Annotated in this window: 15 protein-coding genes and 1 pseudogene; 3 read left to right on the top strand and 13 right to left on the bottom strand. The window is 71.3% G+C overall.

The annotated features are described in order from the left end of the window. From J8M50_RS21955 to J8M50_RS21930, 6 genes are all read right to left on the bottom strand, one after another. Positions 1-477, bottom strand: a complete 477-nt coding sequence (locus J8M50_RS21955; protein ID WP_010358986.1) for a MarR family winged helix-turn-helix transcriptional regulator — start codon at positions 475-477, stop codon at positions 1-3. Positions 478-543: 66 nt separating this feature from the next. Further along, complete coding sequence (locus J8M50_RS21950; RefSeq protein WP_029184481.1) at positions 544-1473, bottom strand: ion transporter; 930 nt, start codon at positions 1471-1473, stop codon at positions 544-546. Positions 1474-1642: 169 nt separating this feature from the next. After that, on the bottom strand, positions 1643-2599 hold the full coding sequence (locus J8M50_RS21945) for a Dyp-type peroxidase (RefSeq protein ID WP_010358984.1): 957 nt from the start codon (positions 2597-2599) through the stop codon (positions 1643-1645). A 168-nt stretch (positions 2600-2767) separates the two neighbouring features. After that, complete coding sequence (locus J8M50_RS21940; protein WP_010358982.1) at positions 2768-3721, bottom strand: ankyrin repeat domain-containing protein; 954 nt, start codon at positions 3719-3721, stop codon at positions 2768-2770. Between the two features lie 65 nt (positions 3722-3786). Then, positions 3787-4626 (bottom strand): alpha/beta fold hydrolase, encoded by an 840-nt coding sequence (locus J8M50_RS21935; protein WP_010358980.1) that lies wholly within the window; start codon positions 4624-4626, stop codon positions 3787-3789. Between the two features lie 181 nt (positions 4627-4807). After that, positions 4808-5656 carry an AraC family transcriptional regulator gene (locus J8M50_RS21930; RefSeq protein ID WP_010358979.1) on the bottom strand — a complete coding sequence of 283 codons (849 nt, stop codon included), beginning with the start codon at positions 5654-5656 and terminating at the stop codon, positions 4808-4810. A gap of 89 nt (positions 5657-5745) precedes the next feature. Between J8M50_RS21930 and J8M50_RS21925 the strand changes: the two genes are divergently transcribed. After that, positions 5746-6579, top strand: coding sequence for an NmrA family NAD(P)-binding protein (locus tag J8M50_RS21925; RefSeq protein WP_010358978.1), 834 nt, complete (start codon positions 5746-5748; stop codon positions 6577-6579). A 140-nt stretch (positions 6580-6719) separates the two neighbouring features. Then, positions 6720-7598, top strand: a complete 879-nt coding sequence (locus J8M50_RS49725; RefSeq protein ID WP_010358977.1) for a peptidoglycan-binding domain-containing protein — start codon at positions 6720-6722, stop codon at positions 7596-7598. Here J8M50_RS49725 and J8M50_RS21915 read toward each other — a convergent pair. The 5 genes and pseudogenes from J8M50_RS21915 to J8M50_RS21895 form a co-directional block, all read right to left on the bottom strand. Next, on the bottom strand, positions 7595-8569 hold the full coding sequence (locus J8M50_RS21915; RefSeq protein WP_029184480.1) for an ABC transporter substrate-binding protein: 975 nt from the start codon (positions 8567-8569) through the stop codon (positions 7595-7597). The two genes, J8M50_RS49725 and J8M50_RS21915, sit on opposite strands and share 4 nt — an antisense overlap. A gap of 19 nt (positions 8570-8588) precedes the next feature. Further along, a complete protein-coding gene (locus tag J8M50_RS21910) occupies positions 8589-9344 on the bottom strand; it encodes a heme ABC transporter ATP-binding protein (protein ID WP_029184479.1) in 756 nt (251 codons plus the stop codon). Positions 9345-9349: 5 nt separating this feature from the next. Beyond that, complete coding sequence (locus J8M50_RS21905) at positions 9350-10390, bottom strand: FecCD family ABC transporter permease (RefSeq protein ID WP_010358973.1); 1041 nt, start codon at positions 10388-10390, stop codon at positions 9350-9352. Positions 10391-10643: 253 nt separating this feature from the next. Next, positions 10644-11630: an RNA polymerase sigma factor gene (locus J8M50_RS21900; RefSeq protein WP_010358972.1), complete on the bottom strand. Its 987-nt coding sequence runs from the start codon at positions 11628-11630 to the stop codon at positions 10644-10646. A 71-nt stretch (positions 11631-11701) separates the two neighbouring features. After that, positions 11702-11920, bottom strand: a pseudogene (locus J8M50_RS21895) (hypothetical protein); the annotation flags it as partial. 185 nt (positions 11921-12105) lie between these two features. Here J8M50_RS21895 and J8M50_RS21890 point away from each other — a divergent pair. Next, positions 12106-12282, top strand: coding sequence for a hypothetical protein (locus J8M50_RS21890; RefSeq protein ID WP_010358970.1), 177 nt, complete (start codon positions 12106-12108; stop codon positions 12280-12282). A 352-nt stretch (positions 12283-12634) separates the two neighbouring features. On the opposite strand, the gene J8M50_RS21885 is transcribed toward J8M50_RS21890, so the two are convergent. Both J8M50_RS21885 and J8M50_RS21880 read right to left on the bottom strand, forming a co-directional pair. Then, complete coding sequence (locus J8M50_RS21885; protein ID WP_223786239.1) at positions 12635-13306, bottom strand: GNAT family N-acetyltransferase; 672 nt, start codon at positions 13304-13306, stop codon at positions 12635-12637. After that, positions 13299-14414 (bottom strand): glycosyltransferase family protein, encoded by a 1116-nt coding sequence (locus tag J8M50_RS21880; RefSeq protein ID WP_010360865.1) that lies wholly within the window; start codon positions 14412-14414, stop codon positions 13299-13301. The genes J8M50_RS21885 and J8M50_RS21880 overlap by 8 nt, the downstream gene beginning before the upstream one ends. Positions 14415-14458 lie beyond the last annotated feature (44 nt).

Here is a 14458-nt window from a genome sequence, read left to right as displayed (position 1 = left end):
TCACCCCAACACCCCGGCCGGATCACCGGCGTTGCGGATCAGCCGCCGGAGTACCTTGACGGTCGTGACGTAGTCGGCGTCGTCGATGCCCTCGTGCATCCTCTCGCGTACGGCGGGAGCGTGCCGCTTGACCGCCGTACGCGCCTCCTCGCCCGCCTCCGTGATCCACAGCCGGTCGTCGCCGTCGCGGCTGATCCAGCCCTTGGCCAGGAGGCTCTCCGCCTCGGCGGCCAGGTCGTCCTCGGGGCGGAGGTAGGTGGTCATGGCGTCCCTCAGCTCCACGACCGTCCTGCCGTGGCCGTCGGGCGAGAGGTCGTGGCGGGAGAGGTTGCGCAGGATCCAGAACTGCGGCTGGGAGGTGCCGAGTTCGGCCATGTGCGCGCGGATGTGGGCGATGGTCGCCTCGTACGCGACGCCGGTCCAGTACGCGACGGGCTGCGCGGCGAGGTCGGCGTCGGTGAGGTTCTCGGTGGTCATGCGGGGTTCCCCCTGGGTGTGGTCGGTGTGACACCCAGGACCGTAGAACCTGGACTTAAGTTGAGGTCAAGGGCCGGGTCTCCCCGCACCTGCGAGGTCCCGTTCGAGGTCGTCCAGGGCCTGGCGGGCCGCGCTGATGCGGGCCCGCAGGAGGTCGTCCTCCATGGGGGCGCCCGGGGAAGCCGGTTCTCGGCGCGCAGGGGGTTCCTGGCTCTCCCGCGCCGCCTCCCGCGCCGCCTCCCGTTCCATCTCCCGCGCCTCGTCCAGCGACGTGATCACCACCCCGATCAGCACGTTGACCAGCACGAACGAGGCCAGCAGCACGTACGAGGCGTAGTAGACCAGGCTCCAGCGGGAGATCTCCAGGCCGCTGTGGACCGCGTCCCCGATGCCGTCCAGCGTCATGAGCAGGAACAGCGTGAGGACGGCCCGCCCGATGGAGCCGTAGTGCTGCGGGTCCTCGCGGCTGAAGAAGACCCAGCCGACCATCGCGTACACGTACAGCAGCAGCGCCCCGACCAGCAGGAAGCTCAGCGTGCCCGGCAGGCTGCGGACCACCGCGACCAGCATGACCCGCAGTTGCGGCAGGAACCGCGCGCTGCGCAGGACCCGGGCGAGGCGCAGCAGACGCAGGATCGTGGTGTTCTCGCGGACCACCGGGAGGAAAGTCGTGAGGATGACCGCGAGGTCGAAAAGGTTCCAGGGGTCCTTGAAGAAGTCCCGGGGCCGGTCGGCGTGCGCGCCGAGGCGGACGAGGAGTTCGGCGGTGAAGACGGCGAGGCAGAGGTGTTCGGCGAACCGTAACCCCGTGTGCCAGCGGGCGACGAGACCGGTGTAGGTCTCCACGCCGAGCAGCGCCGCGTTGAGGAGGATCACCGCGAAGACGGTGAGGGCGAACCACCGGGACTCGGTGACCGCGCGGCAGCGGTCGGCCAGTTCCTGGCGGGCGGGGTTCATCGGCGCCACCTCGATCGCCGGGTCGTGCATGTGCGGCATCCTGCTGTCCTGGCTCCTTCGTCACGCGTGCGAGCGGGCACACCGGTCAACCCGCCCTGGGCGAGGGCGGGTTGAGTGATCACCCCGGGATACTTCTACAGGACAGAACTTCTACAGGACAGTAGAGAGGCGTCGCCTCGACAACCGCAGACCTCGACGACCGCGAGCCTCAGCGCGCCGCCAGCCTCTTGAGGAAGTCCGTCGGCGGTACGAAGAACAGCGTGCCGGTGACCGCCTCCGAGAAGTCCAGGATCGGATCGGGCCCGGTGTCCTGCGTACCGAGGAACATCCGCCGCAGCATGGTCTCCGGGATCTCGGGGTCGCCCGCGTAGGCGATGAAGTACGTCCCGAACTCGCCGTGTCCGGGCCGCCCGAACGGCAGCGCGGCGCGCAGGATCCGCCGCTCCTCGCCGTCGTCCCCGGTCAGCGTGTTCACGTCGACGTGCGAACCGGGCCGCTCCAGCTCGATGTTGGTCGCCTTGGTCCGCCCGATCACGCCCTCCTGCTCCTCGGTGGCGAGCTTCTCCCACGCCTCGACGTCGTGCAGGTACTTCTGGACGATCGCGTACGACCCGCCCGCGAACGCCGGGTCCTCGGCGCCGACGAGCGCGGTCTCTGCGGCGATCCGGCCGACCGGGTTCTCCGTGCCGTCCACGAAGCCGAGGAGGTTGCGGGCGTCGAAGTAGGAGAACGCGTGCACCTCGTCCTGGAGGACGGCGACCCCGCGCAGCCGCTTCACGATCTCCGTGGCGAGCGCGAAGCACAGGTCGGGGCGGGTGGCGCGGAGGTGGAACAGGAGGTCGCCCGGCGTGGCGACAGCCCGGTGCCGGGGGCCTTCGAGGGGCCGGAACGGGTGCAGGGCGGCGGGGCGTTCACCGGCCCCGCAGATCCGGTCCCAGCCCTCGGCGCCGACGCCCGCGACGCACGACAGCTGCCCCTCGGGGTGCCCGAAGCCGATCGACCTGACCAGTCCGGCGAGCCCGGCGAGCAGGTCCCTGGCCACGGGTTCGCCGCCGGGTTCGACGGTGAACACCAGGAAGACGGCGGCGGAGGCCGGTGCCCTGACGACAGGCTGTGCCCGCTCCTCATCCGGCCGGTGTTCCGAAGCAGACCAGGACGACGACATGGCTCCCCTCCCTGCGGATCCCTGCCGGATCCTGTGACGCGTATAGGTACTGATGGGCCCCGGTGCCTTCGACTGGGCGGACCGCCCCCGTGACCATGCCCGGCGGACCGGCCCTCGAAGCACGGTTCCGGAGTGACGGCTTCCACCCTCCGCCCCGGCGCGGCTCGCTCACTCCTTCCAGTAGTCCCGCTCCGGCAGTCGCACCCACCTGTCCGGCTGTCCCGTGAACGCCTTCCCGTCGACCGGCCGCAGGCCCGCCCACGCGCAGGCGTACGCCATCGGCTTCAGCGAGTAGAGGTAGCCCATGAGCACCTCGTCGGCGCTCTGTCCGACGTCCGTCCCTCCGCCGGGGTGCAGGTCCCATCCCTCCACCACGCCGTCCCGGACGACGCACCCCTGGTTGCCGCTCTTGGGGTTGGCGTACACCCCGTACCCCCGCGTCCCGACGGTGAGCCGCTTCATCACGCCGGGCGTCTGCGGCCCGTACCCCCACGGCTGGGCGACGACGCACCCGCCGGGCACCGTCGTCACGCCGACGATCAGCAGGCTCTCGTCCATATCGAAGTCGTACGGCGCCTCCAGCAGCTCCGCGAGGTCCTCGGGGTCGACCTCGCCCGCCTCCAGGCGCCGTACGGCCTCGTCGGCGTCGATGCCCGCGACGCAGGCGACGCCCATGCCGTCGTAGTAGAACTCCCCGAGGGCGCCCAGCAGCCGGGCCGCCTCCTCGGCGACCAGGCGTTCCGCATCGGTCAACCCGGGCTGCCCTTCGGGCCGTTCGAAGAGGTCCGGCGTCGGTCCCGCGAGGGCGAGGCGGCCCGGGGACCAGCCGCCAAGCTGGGGCAGCCAGGGGTCCGCACCAGCGGCGACGAGAGCCCGCGCGTGCTCGACGTGGCGGGACTCGACCGCCTCCCACAGCGCGGTCCTCCCCTCCCACAGGGCGTCCACATCGGCGACCCGGCCGGCGAGTTCGGTGACGACCTCGGGCGAGCCGGAGACGACTGCCCGGTGCAGGGGCAGTCCGCCGCTCCACTCCTCGGGATCCGCACCCGCGTCGAGCCGCGCACGGACGTCCCCGTGATCCGTCCAGTCCCACCCCATGCCCACCCAGTTCCCGCCGCTCATCTCCCCGTCCCTCCCTCGCCGATCACCACTGCCCCCACCATCGCAGACGCCACTGACAACGCCCCCTACTCCCGCAGGAACCCCGCCACGACCTGCGAGAACTCCTCGGGCCCATCCATCCAGGGGAAGTGCCCGGCCCCTCCCTGCACCACCACCTCCGCCTCCGGGAACAACCCCGCGAACTCCCCCACCACCTCGGGCGGAGCCCCCACGTCGACCTGCCCCGCGACCACCAGCACCGGCCCCCCGACCCGGCCGAGCGCCTTACGCGTGCGCGCGGGGTCGTACGCCCCGTCACCCCCGTACGCCGCGAGGATCACCGGATCCAGCGACTCCCCCGCGTGATGCGCACGCGCCCGCGCGTCCCAGCGTCCGTACGAGAACGGCGTGACGGCCTCCCACGCATCGGCGTCGCCCCGGCCCGCGACGATCGACGACAGGGCCGCGTACGCCGTCGGGAACCAGGGTTCGGCGTGCCGCAGCCGTGCGGTGGCCAGCCGTTGCTCCCCGGTGATGTCCAGCCCGACGGCCCTGGTGCTGGGGGTGATGAGGGCGAGCCGCGCGACCCGTTCCGGGTGGCGTTCGGCGTACAGGGCCGCGAGGTTCGCGCCCGCGCAGTGGGCCAGCAGATTCACCCTTTCGAGGCCCAGGTGGACACGGAGCGCCTCGACGTCGTCGACCATGCGGTCGCAGCGGTACGAGGCGGGGTCGGCCGGGGTGGCCGAGCGGCCGGTGCCCCTGAGGTCGAGGCGGATCAGCCGGTACCGGTCGGCGAGGCCGCCGAGGTCGCCCAGGTAGGCGGAGTCGGTGGGGCCGCCGGGGAGGCAGACGAGGGGGTCGCCGGTGCCGGTGGAGTGGAGGGCGAGGAGAGTGCCGTCGAGGGCGGGGAAAACGTCGTACGCCATGAGGTTCGAGCCTTTCGGGGTGCCGTATCAAGGCACTCCGAACGCTTGACCTGGGTCAGCCGCGTCGTCCGGACTCGTCCGGGGTGAGTGCCCTGCCTGCTCCTGCGGTGATGGGACTCACCTCCTCGGTCGATGTCGACAGGCGCGAAGAACCACGCCTGCGGTGAGATTATCAGCCCGCTCAGGCCTCCATACCGGGCCCCGCACCCACCACGCCTTCCCGCCCCCGCACCCCCGCCGACCTCCGATACACACTCGGACTCACCCCGTACGCCCTCTTGAACGCCCCGCTGAACCCGAACGCGTCCGCGTACCCCACCTTCCGCGCCACCGACCCCACCGTCTCCCGCGACCCGGTCAGCAGGTCCGCCGCGAGGTTCATCCGCCAGGACGTCAGATAGGTCAGCGGCGGAGTCCCGACCAGGCGTGTGAACCGGTCGGCGAGCGTCGTACGGGACACGCCCGCCTCGGCGGCGAGCCCGACGAGTGTCCAGGCCCGTTCGGGAGCCGCGTGCATCACCCGCAGCACCGGTCCGACCACCTCGTCCCCGAGCGCCCCGAACCACCCCGGCGGCAGGTTCCCCGGCCGGTCGAACCAGCCCCGCAGCGTGCACACCAGCAGCCAGTCCAACAGCCGGTCCTGTACGACGAGTCGGCCGCCGTCGCCCGACCCCGCGAGGAAGTCCAGCAGCGGCGTGCACCCCTCGTCACCCGGCACCAGCATCACCTCGGGCAGCACGCCGGCCAGCCGCCGCCCGACGGCGCCCCGGGCCTCGTACACACCCATGAGCAGGACGGCGGGCTCCGCGTCGGACAGCAGCCGTACGGCACCGGGCCCGCGGACGACGACGGTGTCACCGGCGCGCACCGGATCTCCCCGGTCCAGGGTCCCCTCGCCGCTCAACACCGCGCACAGCGTCAGGGAGTTGTCGTCGCCCAGCGGTACCGACCAGGGCGGTGTGAGGTCGGTGCGGCGGAGCCCGGCACCGTCCGCGCGCACGCCCTGTAGCAAGTCGTCGAACGGATCCATGCCGACACCCTAGTGGCCCGGACGATCACGCAATTGCGCCGGACGATCAGCCATGTCACCCGGTTTGACAGCCCAGTTGACTGCGTGGCATGACGACATACACGGACGCGGTACTGGTGCTGGGCGCGACGGGGAAGGTGGGCCGACGGCTCGTTCCGGCGTTGCGGGCGGCCGGACGACAGGTGAAGGCGGTCTCGCGGACCGGCGCGGAGCGGTTCGACTGGGCCGAACAGGGCACGTGGGCGGGGGCGTTGGCCGGTGTCGGCGCCGTACACCTGCTCGCGCCGGAGGACCCCGGGCTCGCCGGGCCCTTCGTGGAGCAGGCGGTCGGCGCCGGGGTGCGCCGGTTCGTGGCGCTCTCGGGGCGTGGCATGGACGGGGTTGCGCCGGACACGTTCCAGGGAATGGCCGCCGCCGAGAAGGCCGTTCGGGAGTCCGGGGTCGAGTGGACGGTCCTGCGGCCCAACAACTTCCACCAGAACTTCGACGAGGACCTGTGGCAGGCCCCGCTGCGCGCCGGGTACCTCGCCCTGCCCGCCGGTGACGTCCCCGAACCCTTCGTGGACGTACGGGACATCGCGGAGGTGGCCGCCGCGCTGCTGACGTCCGACGGGCTCCAGGGTGAGGTGTACGACCTGTCGGGTTCGCGTGCGCTGACGTTCGCCGAGGCGGTCGCGGAGATCTCCCGCGTCGCCGAACACCCCATTGCTTACAAGGAGTTGACGCCGGAGGAGTACCGTTCCGAGTTGCTGGACCAGGGGTTCCCGGAGGAGGCGGCGCATGAGCTGAACGCCTTGTTCGCGGCGATGCGCGCGGGGCACTTCGCCGTGCCGACGGACACGGTGGCACGGGTTCTCGGGCGGGAGCCGGTCTCCTTCACGGAGTACGCCGAGCGTGCGGCGGCGGCCGGCGCCTGGAGGTAGCGCGCCGGTCCGGCGGCTCCCGGCCTGGTGGGAGCCGCCAATTCCAACTCCCGTATCCCGTATTCCAGTTGTGGAGACCCGTGAAGATTGAAAGGTGGACTTCCGCATAGGATCGGAGATCTCGTGGAGAGGGACCAGGCGTGAGCGAACACAACGGCAGGGCGGCGTTCGGGGGCGAGGACGGATCGGCCCGGGGACCCGCCCCGGCATCCGGCCCGGAGTCCGCCGTGGAATCGACCCTGGAGTACCCCTCGGGCCTCGTCCCGCAGTCCGACGGGACCCCGGGCACGCCCACCGCCGCACCTCCCGGCCAGGTCCCGTCGTACGACTTCATGCCCGCCCCCGGCCCGGGCCCCGACCTCTTCCCGGAACCGGAACCCGGTCCGGACGACCACCCCGACCCCGAACTCGGCCTGGACACCGACGAGAAGGCCCCCGCCAAGCGCAGCCGCATAGCCATCGTCACCGTCACCGCGGCCACCTTCGCCGTGACGGCCGGCGTCCTCGTCGGCGTCTCGATGTACCAGGCCCCGACCCGCGGCGACCACCTCCAGGACGACCTGCGCGCGGGCGTCCCCGACCAGGTCTCGGCCAGCGCGGAGCGGTCCCCCGGCGCCTCCGCGAGCACCTCGGCCTCCGCGAGCGCCTCCACCTCGGCATCGCCCTCGGAGAGCACCAGCGCCTCCCCGACCGGCTCGCCGACCGCCTCGCCCACGGCGTCCCCGACGAAGGGCCCGGCCACCTCCCCCACGACCGCCCCGGACCCCACCCCCACCCAGGGCGGCGCCGAGGCCTCCCGCGTCCTGCGCCTCGGCGACACGGGCCCCCAGGTGCGGGAACTCCAGCTCCGCCTCAAGCAGATCGGCCGGTACGACGGCGAGGCGACCGGCGTGTACGACGAGAGCGTCCAAAGCGCCGTACGCACCTACCAGTTCACCCGTCTGATCCTGTCGGACGACTCCGGCGTGTACGGCGCGGCGACCCGCCAGTCCCTGGAGTCGGAGACGCAGAAGCCCTAGGAGACGGTCTTGAGGTACGCGGCGAGCCGCGCGATCGCCGACGGGTTGCGCGGGCTCTCGACGAGGTCGACGTAGTCGAGGACGAAGATCCGCTTGTTCTTCACCGCCGCGACGTTCCTCAACGGCGCGTACGACAGCAGGAAGTTGCGCTTCTGCTCGGCGCTGACGTCCCCGTAGTCGCAGATCACGATGGCGTCGGGGTTGCGCGCGACGACGGTCTCCCAGCCGACGGTCGTCCAGGAGTCGTCGACGTCGTGCGTGACGTTCTCGCCCCCGGCCGCGCTGATGATCTGGTCGGGCGCGGCGTACTTCCCGGAGGTGAACGGCGCGTCCTGGCCGCTGTCGTACAGGAACACCCTGGGCCGCTTGGCAGGGGCCTTGACCTGGGCTATCTCCTTCTTGAAGGAGGCGATCAGGGTGGCCGCGCGCTGCTCGACGCCGAAGAGCTGCCCGAGGGTGGTGAGGTCGGTGTAGAGCGCCTCCAGCGGCGGCATGATGCCGCGCGAGGTCCCGGTACGGCCGTTGCGGCACGACTCGGTGAGGATGTACGACGGGACGCCGAGCTTGGCGAGGGCGTCGGGGGTGAAGCCGCTGTCCTCGCGGAAGCCGTAGTTCCACCCGGCGAAGACCATATCGGCGCGCGCGTCGAGGACGTTCTCCTTCGTCAGCTGGTTCTTGGAGAGCCACTTGACCTTCTGGTACCCGTCCTTCCACGGCACGCCGGTCAGGTCCCCCTTGTCGTCGGGCATCGCGAACCCGGCCATGCGGTCCTCCAGGCCCAGCGCGAACATCAGCTCGGTGATCCCGACGTCGTTGGTGACGACGCGTTCGGGGACATGGTCGAAGGTCACCTTCTTCCCGCAGTTGGTGATGGTGACCGCCTTGTCGGCGGGGGACGACGCGGTCTTCTCCACGGAGGCCCCGCAGCCGGTGACGGTCAAGCACAGGGCGACGGCGGCGAGTTGACGCAGGGAGGGCACAGAAGGTTCCTTACAGGCGGTCGAAGAGGAGTTGTACGGCGCCGGTGACGGGGTGGCGCAGGGGGTGGGCCCGGACGCCGAACACCTCGGCGAGCAGGGCGGGTTGGAGGACGTCCTCCGGAGTGCCGGACGCGACGACGCGGCCCGCGTCGAGGACGTACAGCCGATCGCAGTACGCCGCCGCGAGGTTGAGGTCGTGCAGTGCGGCGAGGACGGTGAGCCCGGCGTCGCGGACGAGGGTCAGGACGTCCAACTGGTGGGCGATGTCGAGGTGGTTGGTGGGTTCGTCGAGGACCAGGACCCGGGGTTGCTGGGCCAACGCCCGCGCGATCAGGACGCGTTGGCGTTCGCCGCCGGACAGCGCGAGGAAGCCCCGGTCGGCGAGGTGGCCGACGCCGGTCGCCGCCATGGCCTCGGCGCAGATCTCCAAGTCCTCGGCCGCGCCCCGCCGTTCGTGCGGGAGGCGGCCCATCCGGACAACCTCGGTGACGGTGAAGTCGAACTCGGCGCCGGACTCCTGCGGGAGCGCGGCCAGCACCCGGGCGGCGGCGCGCGGGGCCATCGTCCGCATGTCCTCGCCGTCGAGCCGTACGGTTCCGGCGGCAGGCCGCAGCGCCTGGTAGACGCACCTCAACAGGGTTGATTTCCCACTGCCGTTGGGGCCGACGAGGCCGACGACCGCGCCGGGTGCGGCGGTGAGCCGTATGTCGTCCACGAGGCGGGCGCCCGCCGCCTCGACGCTCACGCCGTCCACGTCGAGCCGCATGCCGGTCACCACTTTCCGCCGAACGCGTGGCCGCCGCGCCGCATCAGCAGCAGGAACGCGGGGACCCCGACGACGGCCGTGATCACGCCGACGGGGAGTTCGGCGGGTGCGAGGAGGAGGCGGGACAGGATGTCCGCCCAGACGAGGAGGACGGCCCCGGCGAGCGGGGCGAGCGCGAGGACGCGGCGGTGGTCGGCGCCGACGGCCATCCGCACGAGGTGCGGGACCATGAGCCCGACGAACCCGATCGCACCGCTGACGGCGACGAGGGTGCCGGTCACGGCGGCCGTCACAAGGAACAGCTCCCGCCGCAGCCGCTCCGGCCGCACCCCGAGGGAGGCCGCCGTCTCGTCGCCCATCGCGATCGCGTTCAGCGCCCCGGCCCGGCGCCTGAGCCACGCCCACCCGGCCACGACGGTGACGGCGGCGATCGGCACCTGCGCCCACGTCGCCCCGCCGAGGCTCCCGAGCAGCCACATCATCGCCGAGCGCGCCGCCTCGCCCCGGGCGGCGCTGAACACCATCACGGTCGTGATCGCCTCGAACCCGTACGCCAGCGCCGTACCCGTCAGGATCAGGCGCAGCGGGGTGAGGCCGCGCGGGGTGCGGGCGACGGCGTAGACGAGGACCATCGCGGCGAGCGCCGAGCCGAACGCGGAGACCGACAGGGCCCAGACGCCGAGCCCGGCGAAGGCTCCCATGAGGATGACGGCGTTGGCGCCGACGGCCGCGCCGGAGGAGATGCCGAGGACGAAGGGGTCGGCGAGGGCGTTGCGGACCATGGCCTGGACGGCGACGCCGACGGAGGCGAGTCCGGCGCCGGCGACCGCGCCGAGGACGACGCGGGGCAGGCGTATCTCCCAGACGATGGTGTAGTCGGCGGCGTCCTGTGCGGAAACGGTTCCGCCGGTGAGTCCGGCCCACAGGAGCTTCAGCGAGTCGGCGGCGGGGATGCCGGAGGCGCCGAGCATGACTCCGGCGAGCAGGGACAGCAGCAGGAGCAGGGCGAGGGCAACGGTCAGCAGGGCGAGGGGGGTTCGGCGCACCGGCGGTCCTTCGGCTGAGGCCGCCGGACGGACGTCACGCGGGAGACACGGCTTGCGGTCCCCTCTCGCAGTCCACGGCGAGCGGTCGTACGGGTCGCGTGCCGGCCGTGGGCGATCGGGCTCGCGCGGAAGCGTTTCCGCTTGTCGCGCATACCGTTGCGGGTCAGCGCCGGATTCTCACCGGACTTCCCCCGCGGGAGGCATGCGGAGCCTAACAAACCGGTTCGGCGTCTCCGTAAGAGGCCGCCGCCCCTCAGTCGAGGTAGTCCCGCAGCACCTGTGACCTGGAGGGGTGGCGCAGCTTCGACATCGTCTTCGACTCGATCTGCCGGATCCGTTCGCGCGTCACTCCGTACACGAGCCCGATCTCCTCCAGCGTGCGCGGCCGGCCGCCGAACAGGCCGTAGCGCAGCGAGATGATCCCTGCCTCGCGGGCGGTCATCTCCGCGAGCATCGCGCGCAGGGTCTCCTGGAGGAGGCCGAAGGTGACCTGTTCGACCGGGGAGGGGCTGTCCGCGTCGACGATCAGGTCGCCGAACTCGGTGCCGGAGTCGTCCGCGAGCGCGGTGTCGAGAGAGACGGGTTCCCTTGTGTAGCCGTCGAGTTCGGCGAGGCGTTCCACCGGTACGTCGGCTTTCTCGGCGAGTTGCTCGGGGGTGGGGTCGAGGCCGGTGTCGTGGATGATCTCGCGGCGGACTCGGGCGATGCGGTTGATGATCTCCACTGCGTGGACGGGTACGCGGATGGTGCGGCCTTGGTCGGCCAAGGCCCGGCTCACGGCCTGCTTGATCCACCAGGTGGCGTACGTGGAGAACTTGAAGCCCTTCGTGTAGTCGAACTTCTCCACGGCCCGGATGAGGCCGGTGTTGCCCTCCTGGATCAGGTCGAGGAAGGCCAGGCCGCGGTTGATGTAGCGCTTGGCGACGGAGACGACGAGGCGGAGGTTGGCTTCGACGAGATGCCCCTTGGCCCGGCGGCCGTCTTCGGCAAGGAGGGCCAACTCCCTTGTGTCATAGGCGGTTTCCGCTGTCAGCAACCTCTCCGCATACAGTCCCGCTTCGATGCGTTTCGCGAGGTCGACCTCCTGTTCGGCGGTGAGGAGGCGGACGCGGGCGATGAGGCGGAGGTAGTCCTTGACGGGGTCGTCGGAGGCGCCGGCGGTGGTGAGGCGAGGTGCGGGGGCGTCGTCGTCCTCTTCCTCCACGGCCGGGAGGGGTTGTTCCAGGTCGAGCAGGGTCATGACGCCTCCGGGAGGGGGTGCGGGGACCGGTCGGCGGGGTGGGTGGGGACGGGTTCCAGGGTGGCCTTGAGGAGGACGTCCGTATCCGGCTTCGTCAACTGCCTCGCACACGCCGACAACGACTCCGCATAACGCCGCTGCCTCTCAGCGAAAATAGTATCGACGGCCAGACTCGATTTCCCCGACCCGGAAACCCTCGTGAACACCGTCAGCGCATTATTGGACAGCTCCACGAAAACATCCCGAAGATTGTTCTGCCGGGCACCTTTGACGACGAGACGATTCCGCACAGGTCAACGGTAACACCGGCGGAGTACGGGGTCCGGGCCGCATTTCGGGGGCTCCGAGTGTGGGATAAATCGCGCTTGACAAAAGTTTGGGAACTGTGAGCAACGAATTCAAAATATCGCCGTCGCGACACTTGCCAAACACCGAGAACCGTGACCCTTGACACCGACATGCGAAGCTGCACCACATGATCTCCGCCGACCCGGAACTGAACGCCTTCCTCGAATCCCTCACCCCCGGCCAACACCTCACCGGCCGCATCGCCTCCATCGAGCCCTTCGGCGTCTTCGTGACCCTCGACGACGGCCCTGCACATCCCACGTTCCCCGGCGTCGGCTTCATCACCCACCCCGACCTCTCCTGACACCGCTTCGACTCACTCTCGACACCGCTGTGACCTGCGAGTTCCTCCACCACGACACCTAAGCGGGTCAGCTTTCCCGGTGCGGGCGGGACCGTACGCGTCAGCGGACAGGGACAACCCAGGTGAGTACGGCACAGCCGACGCCCTCACCCCACACGCACACCCCTGCGGATACCCTCACCAGCCTTCGCGCACCGCCGCACCGCCGCACCGCCGCACCGCCGCACCGCCGCACCGCCGCACCGCCGCACCGCCGCACCGCCGCACCGCCGCACCGCCGCACCGCCGCACCGCCGCACCGCCGCACCGCCGCACCGCCGCACCGCCGCACCGCCGCACCGAGAACACCCACTCACCCCACCTCCCCCAACCGCACACTCACCTGCTCCCCCACCTCCCGAAACCCCACCTTCCCCGCCACCCTCCGCGACGCCCCCACCCGCGCCCTCCACTGCGGCAGCAACCCCGCCGACAACGCATGCCGCACCGCCGCGCCAGCCACCTCGGTGGCCAGGCCCCGGCCACGGGCTTCCGGTGCCGTGAGGACGCAGACATGGGCAGTCGATGCAGGCCAGACCTCGTACCCGGCAGCGGCGAGGACTCTAGGGCCGTCGTGGACAGCGAACACAGGCGAGTCGATGTCGGCGAGGCCGCTCTCGCCCGCATCCTCGTCCCCCACGGCGTCCAGGAGCGCTCGGACCGCTTCCGGTGAGGCGACTGTCGTGGACCCGGTCGCGGTGACCCGGAGACCGCCGGGCGGCAAGTAGCCGAGGGCCGCCGGGCCCAGCACCTCCCCCGCCGACCTCAGCGCGTCGAAGTCACGCGGTACCCGCCTCGCCGTCCCCTCATCCGGCGCCGTGATCAGCACCGCACCCCCGATCCACACCGCCCCGACCCAGCCCGGCGGACACAGCCTCGACCCCGGCGAGACGACCACCCGTGTCCCGCCGGCAGGCGGAAAGCGTGCCCCCGCCAACTCCTCCCACAACCCCCGAACCCGTCCCAGCAGCGCGTCTTCAGGCATCCCCGGACCGTACCCACTCCACCACAGCGGCAGCAGCGACCCTCGCCCCTCCGCTCCCGAAGCGATCCAGCAGCCCGACCGCCCGCCCCGCCCCCATCCCGGCGACGGCCTCAGCCACCCGGCGGGCGAACCGGCCGCCGGAGTCCCCGCTCAACTCCCGCAGCGCGGACGTCAGTACGCCCGCCATCTCCGGCTCCCCGTCCCCGAAGTCGACGGTGAGCCCGAAGTCGGACCAGTCGACGAGCCCGTCACAGCAACCGTGCGCGGCGACAACTTCCGCCTGCCGGGCCTGGCTTGCGTTGGTGGCCGGAAGGAGCACCGTGGGAACCCCGGTCGCGGCGGCGTCATAGATGTTGCCGAGCCCGGGCGTCATGAAGGCGTACGGCGCGACGCGCAGGAGGTCGAGGACGTCGCTGCGCCGATACGTCCCGACGGTCACCCCGCGTACGGAGGACCCGAGTTCACGCGCGATGCCCTCACTGGTCACGACGAGCACGGAGCACGATTCCGGCACAGCATCCCGAACCCCCGCGACGACGAGCCGCGCATACGCCTCGACTTCAGCGGCCTCCCAGAACGGATTGCACAACCCCCCGAGATTCACGACGACTTGATCCCCACCGCCGACCCACCCACCGCCGGGCTCCACCAACGGCGGCACCACAACGCTCCGCGCCCCCGCCAACTCCGGCTCCCCGGCGACCCGTTCACGCACCCCGAAGAAATCCTGCGCAAGATACAGCACGCTCTCGTCCCGCACGACGGGCCACACCCAAGGCCAGAACCAGGTCAACGCGTCGTACACGGCGACCCGGAACCCCGCTTGACGGGCCGTCAGCCCGAACGCGAAGTCCATGGAGGTGAGAACCGCGTCGTACTCCCCGGCGAGCCCCCGCAGCCGGTCGAGGCAAGCCGCTTCGGAGAGGCCCGTGACATCATGCACGGCCGTATACGGCGGCCGGTGCTGAAGATCGAGCGTGTGCCCACCCCCGACGTACCCCAACTCGGCGCCACACGCCAGGAGTTCCTCCGCGAGTACCGCCGAAGCCGCAGCCGGCCCGAAGCCGAACGCCTCGGCGTTGAGAAGGATGCGCGGTCCGTCGCCCATCAGGTCCCCCTACCTCATCACGCACGCCACCCGTACGCTGAGTA

Source organism: Streptomyces acidiscabies, assembly GCF_020010905.1.
Classification (GTDB): domain Bacteria; phylum Actinomycetota; class Actinomycetes; order Streptomycetales; family Streptomycetaceae; genus Streptomyces; species Streptomyces acidiscabies.
The sequence above is the reverse complement of the archived record's forward strand: the minus strand, read 5'-3'. Positions and strand labels throughout refer to the sequence as shown.

Excerpts from the sequence above, each read along its gene's own strand:
- J8M50_RS21955 (WP_010358986.1), bottom strand. The coding sequence starts at position 477 with ATGACCACCGAGAACCTCACCGACGCCGACCTCGCCGCGCAGCCCGTC.
- J8M50_RS21950 (WP_029184481.1), bottom strand. The coding sequence starts at position 1,473 with ATGCCGCACATGCACGACCCGGCGATCGAGGTGGCGCCGATGAACCCC.
- J8M50_RS21945 (WP_010358984.1), bottom strand. The coding sequence starts at position 2,599 with ATGTCGTCGTCCTGGTCTGCTTCGGAACACCGGCCGGATGAGGAGCGG.
- J8M50_RS21940 (WP_010358982.1), bottom strand. The coding sequence starts at position 3,721 with ATGAGCGGCGGGAACTGGGTGGGCATGGGGTGGGACTGGACGGATCAC.
- J8M50_RS21935 (WP_010358980.1), bottom strand. The coding sequence starts at position 4,626 with ATGGCGTACGACGTTTTCCCCGCCCTCGACGGCACTCTCCTCGCCCTC.
- J8M50_RS21930 (WP_010358979.1), bottom strand. The coding sequence starts at position 5,656 with ATGGATCCGTTCGACGACTTGCTACAGGGCGTGCGCGCGGACGGTGCC.
- J8M50_RS21925 (WP_010358978.1), top strand. The coding sequence starts at position 5,746 with ATGACGACATACACGGACGCGGTACTGGTGCTGGGCGCGACGGGGAAG.
- J8M50_RS21910 (WP_029184479.1), bottom strand. The coding sequence starts at position 9,344 with ATGCGGCTCGACGTGGACGGCGTGAGCGTCGAGGCGGCGGGCGCCCGC.
- J8M50_RS21900 (WP_010358972.1), bottom strand. The coding sequence starts at position 11,630 with ATGACCCTGCTCGACCTGGAACAACCCCTCCCGGCCGTGGAGGAAGAG.
- J8M50_RS21890 (WP_010358970.1), top strand. The coding sequence starts at position 12,106 with ATGATCTCCGCCGACCCGGAACTGAACGCCTTCCTCGAATCCCTCACC.
- J8M50_RS21885 (WP_223786239.1), bottom strand. The coding sequence starts at position 13,306 with ATGCCTGAAGACGCGCTGCTGGGACGGGTTCGGGGGTTGTGGGAGGAG.
- J8M50_RS21880 (WP_010360865.1), bottom strand. The coding sequence starts at position 14,414 with ATGGGCGACGGACCGCGCATCCTTCTCAACGCCGAGGCGTTCGGCTTC.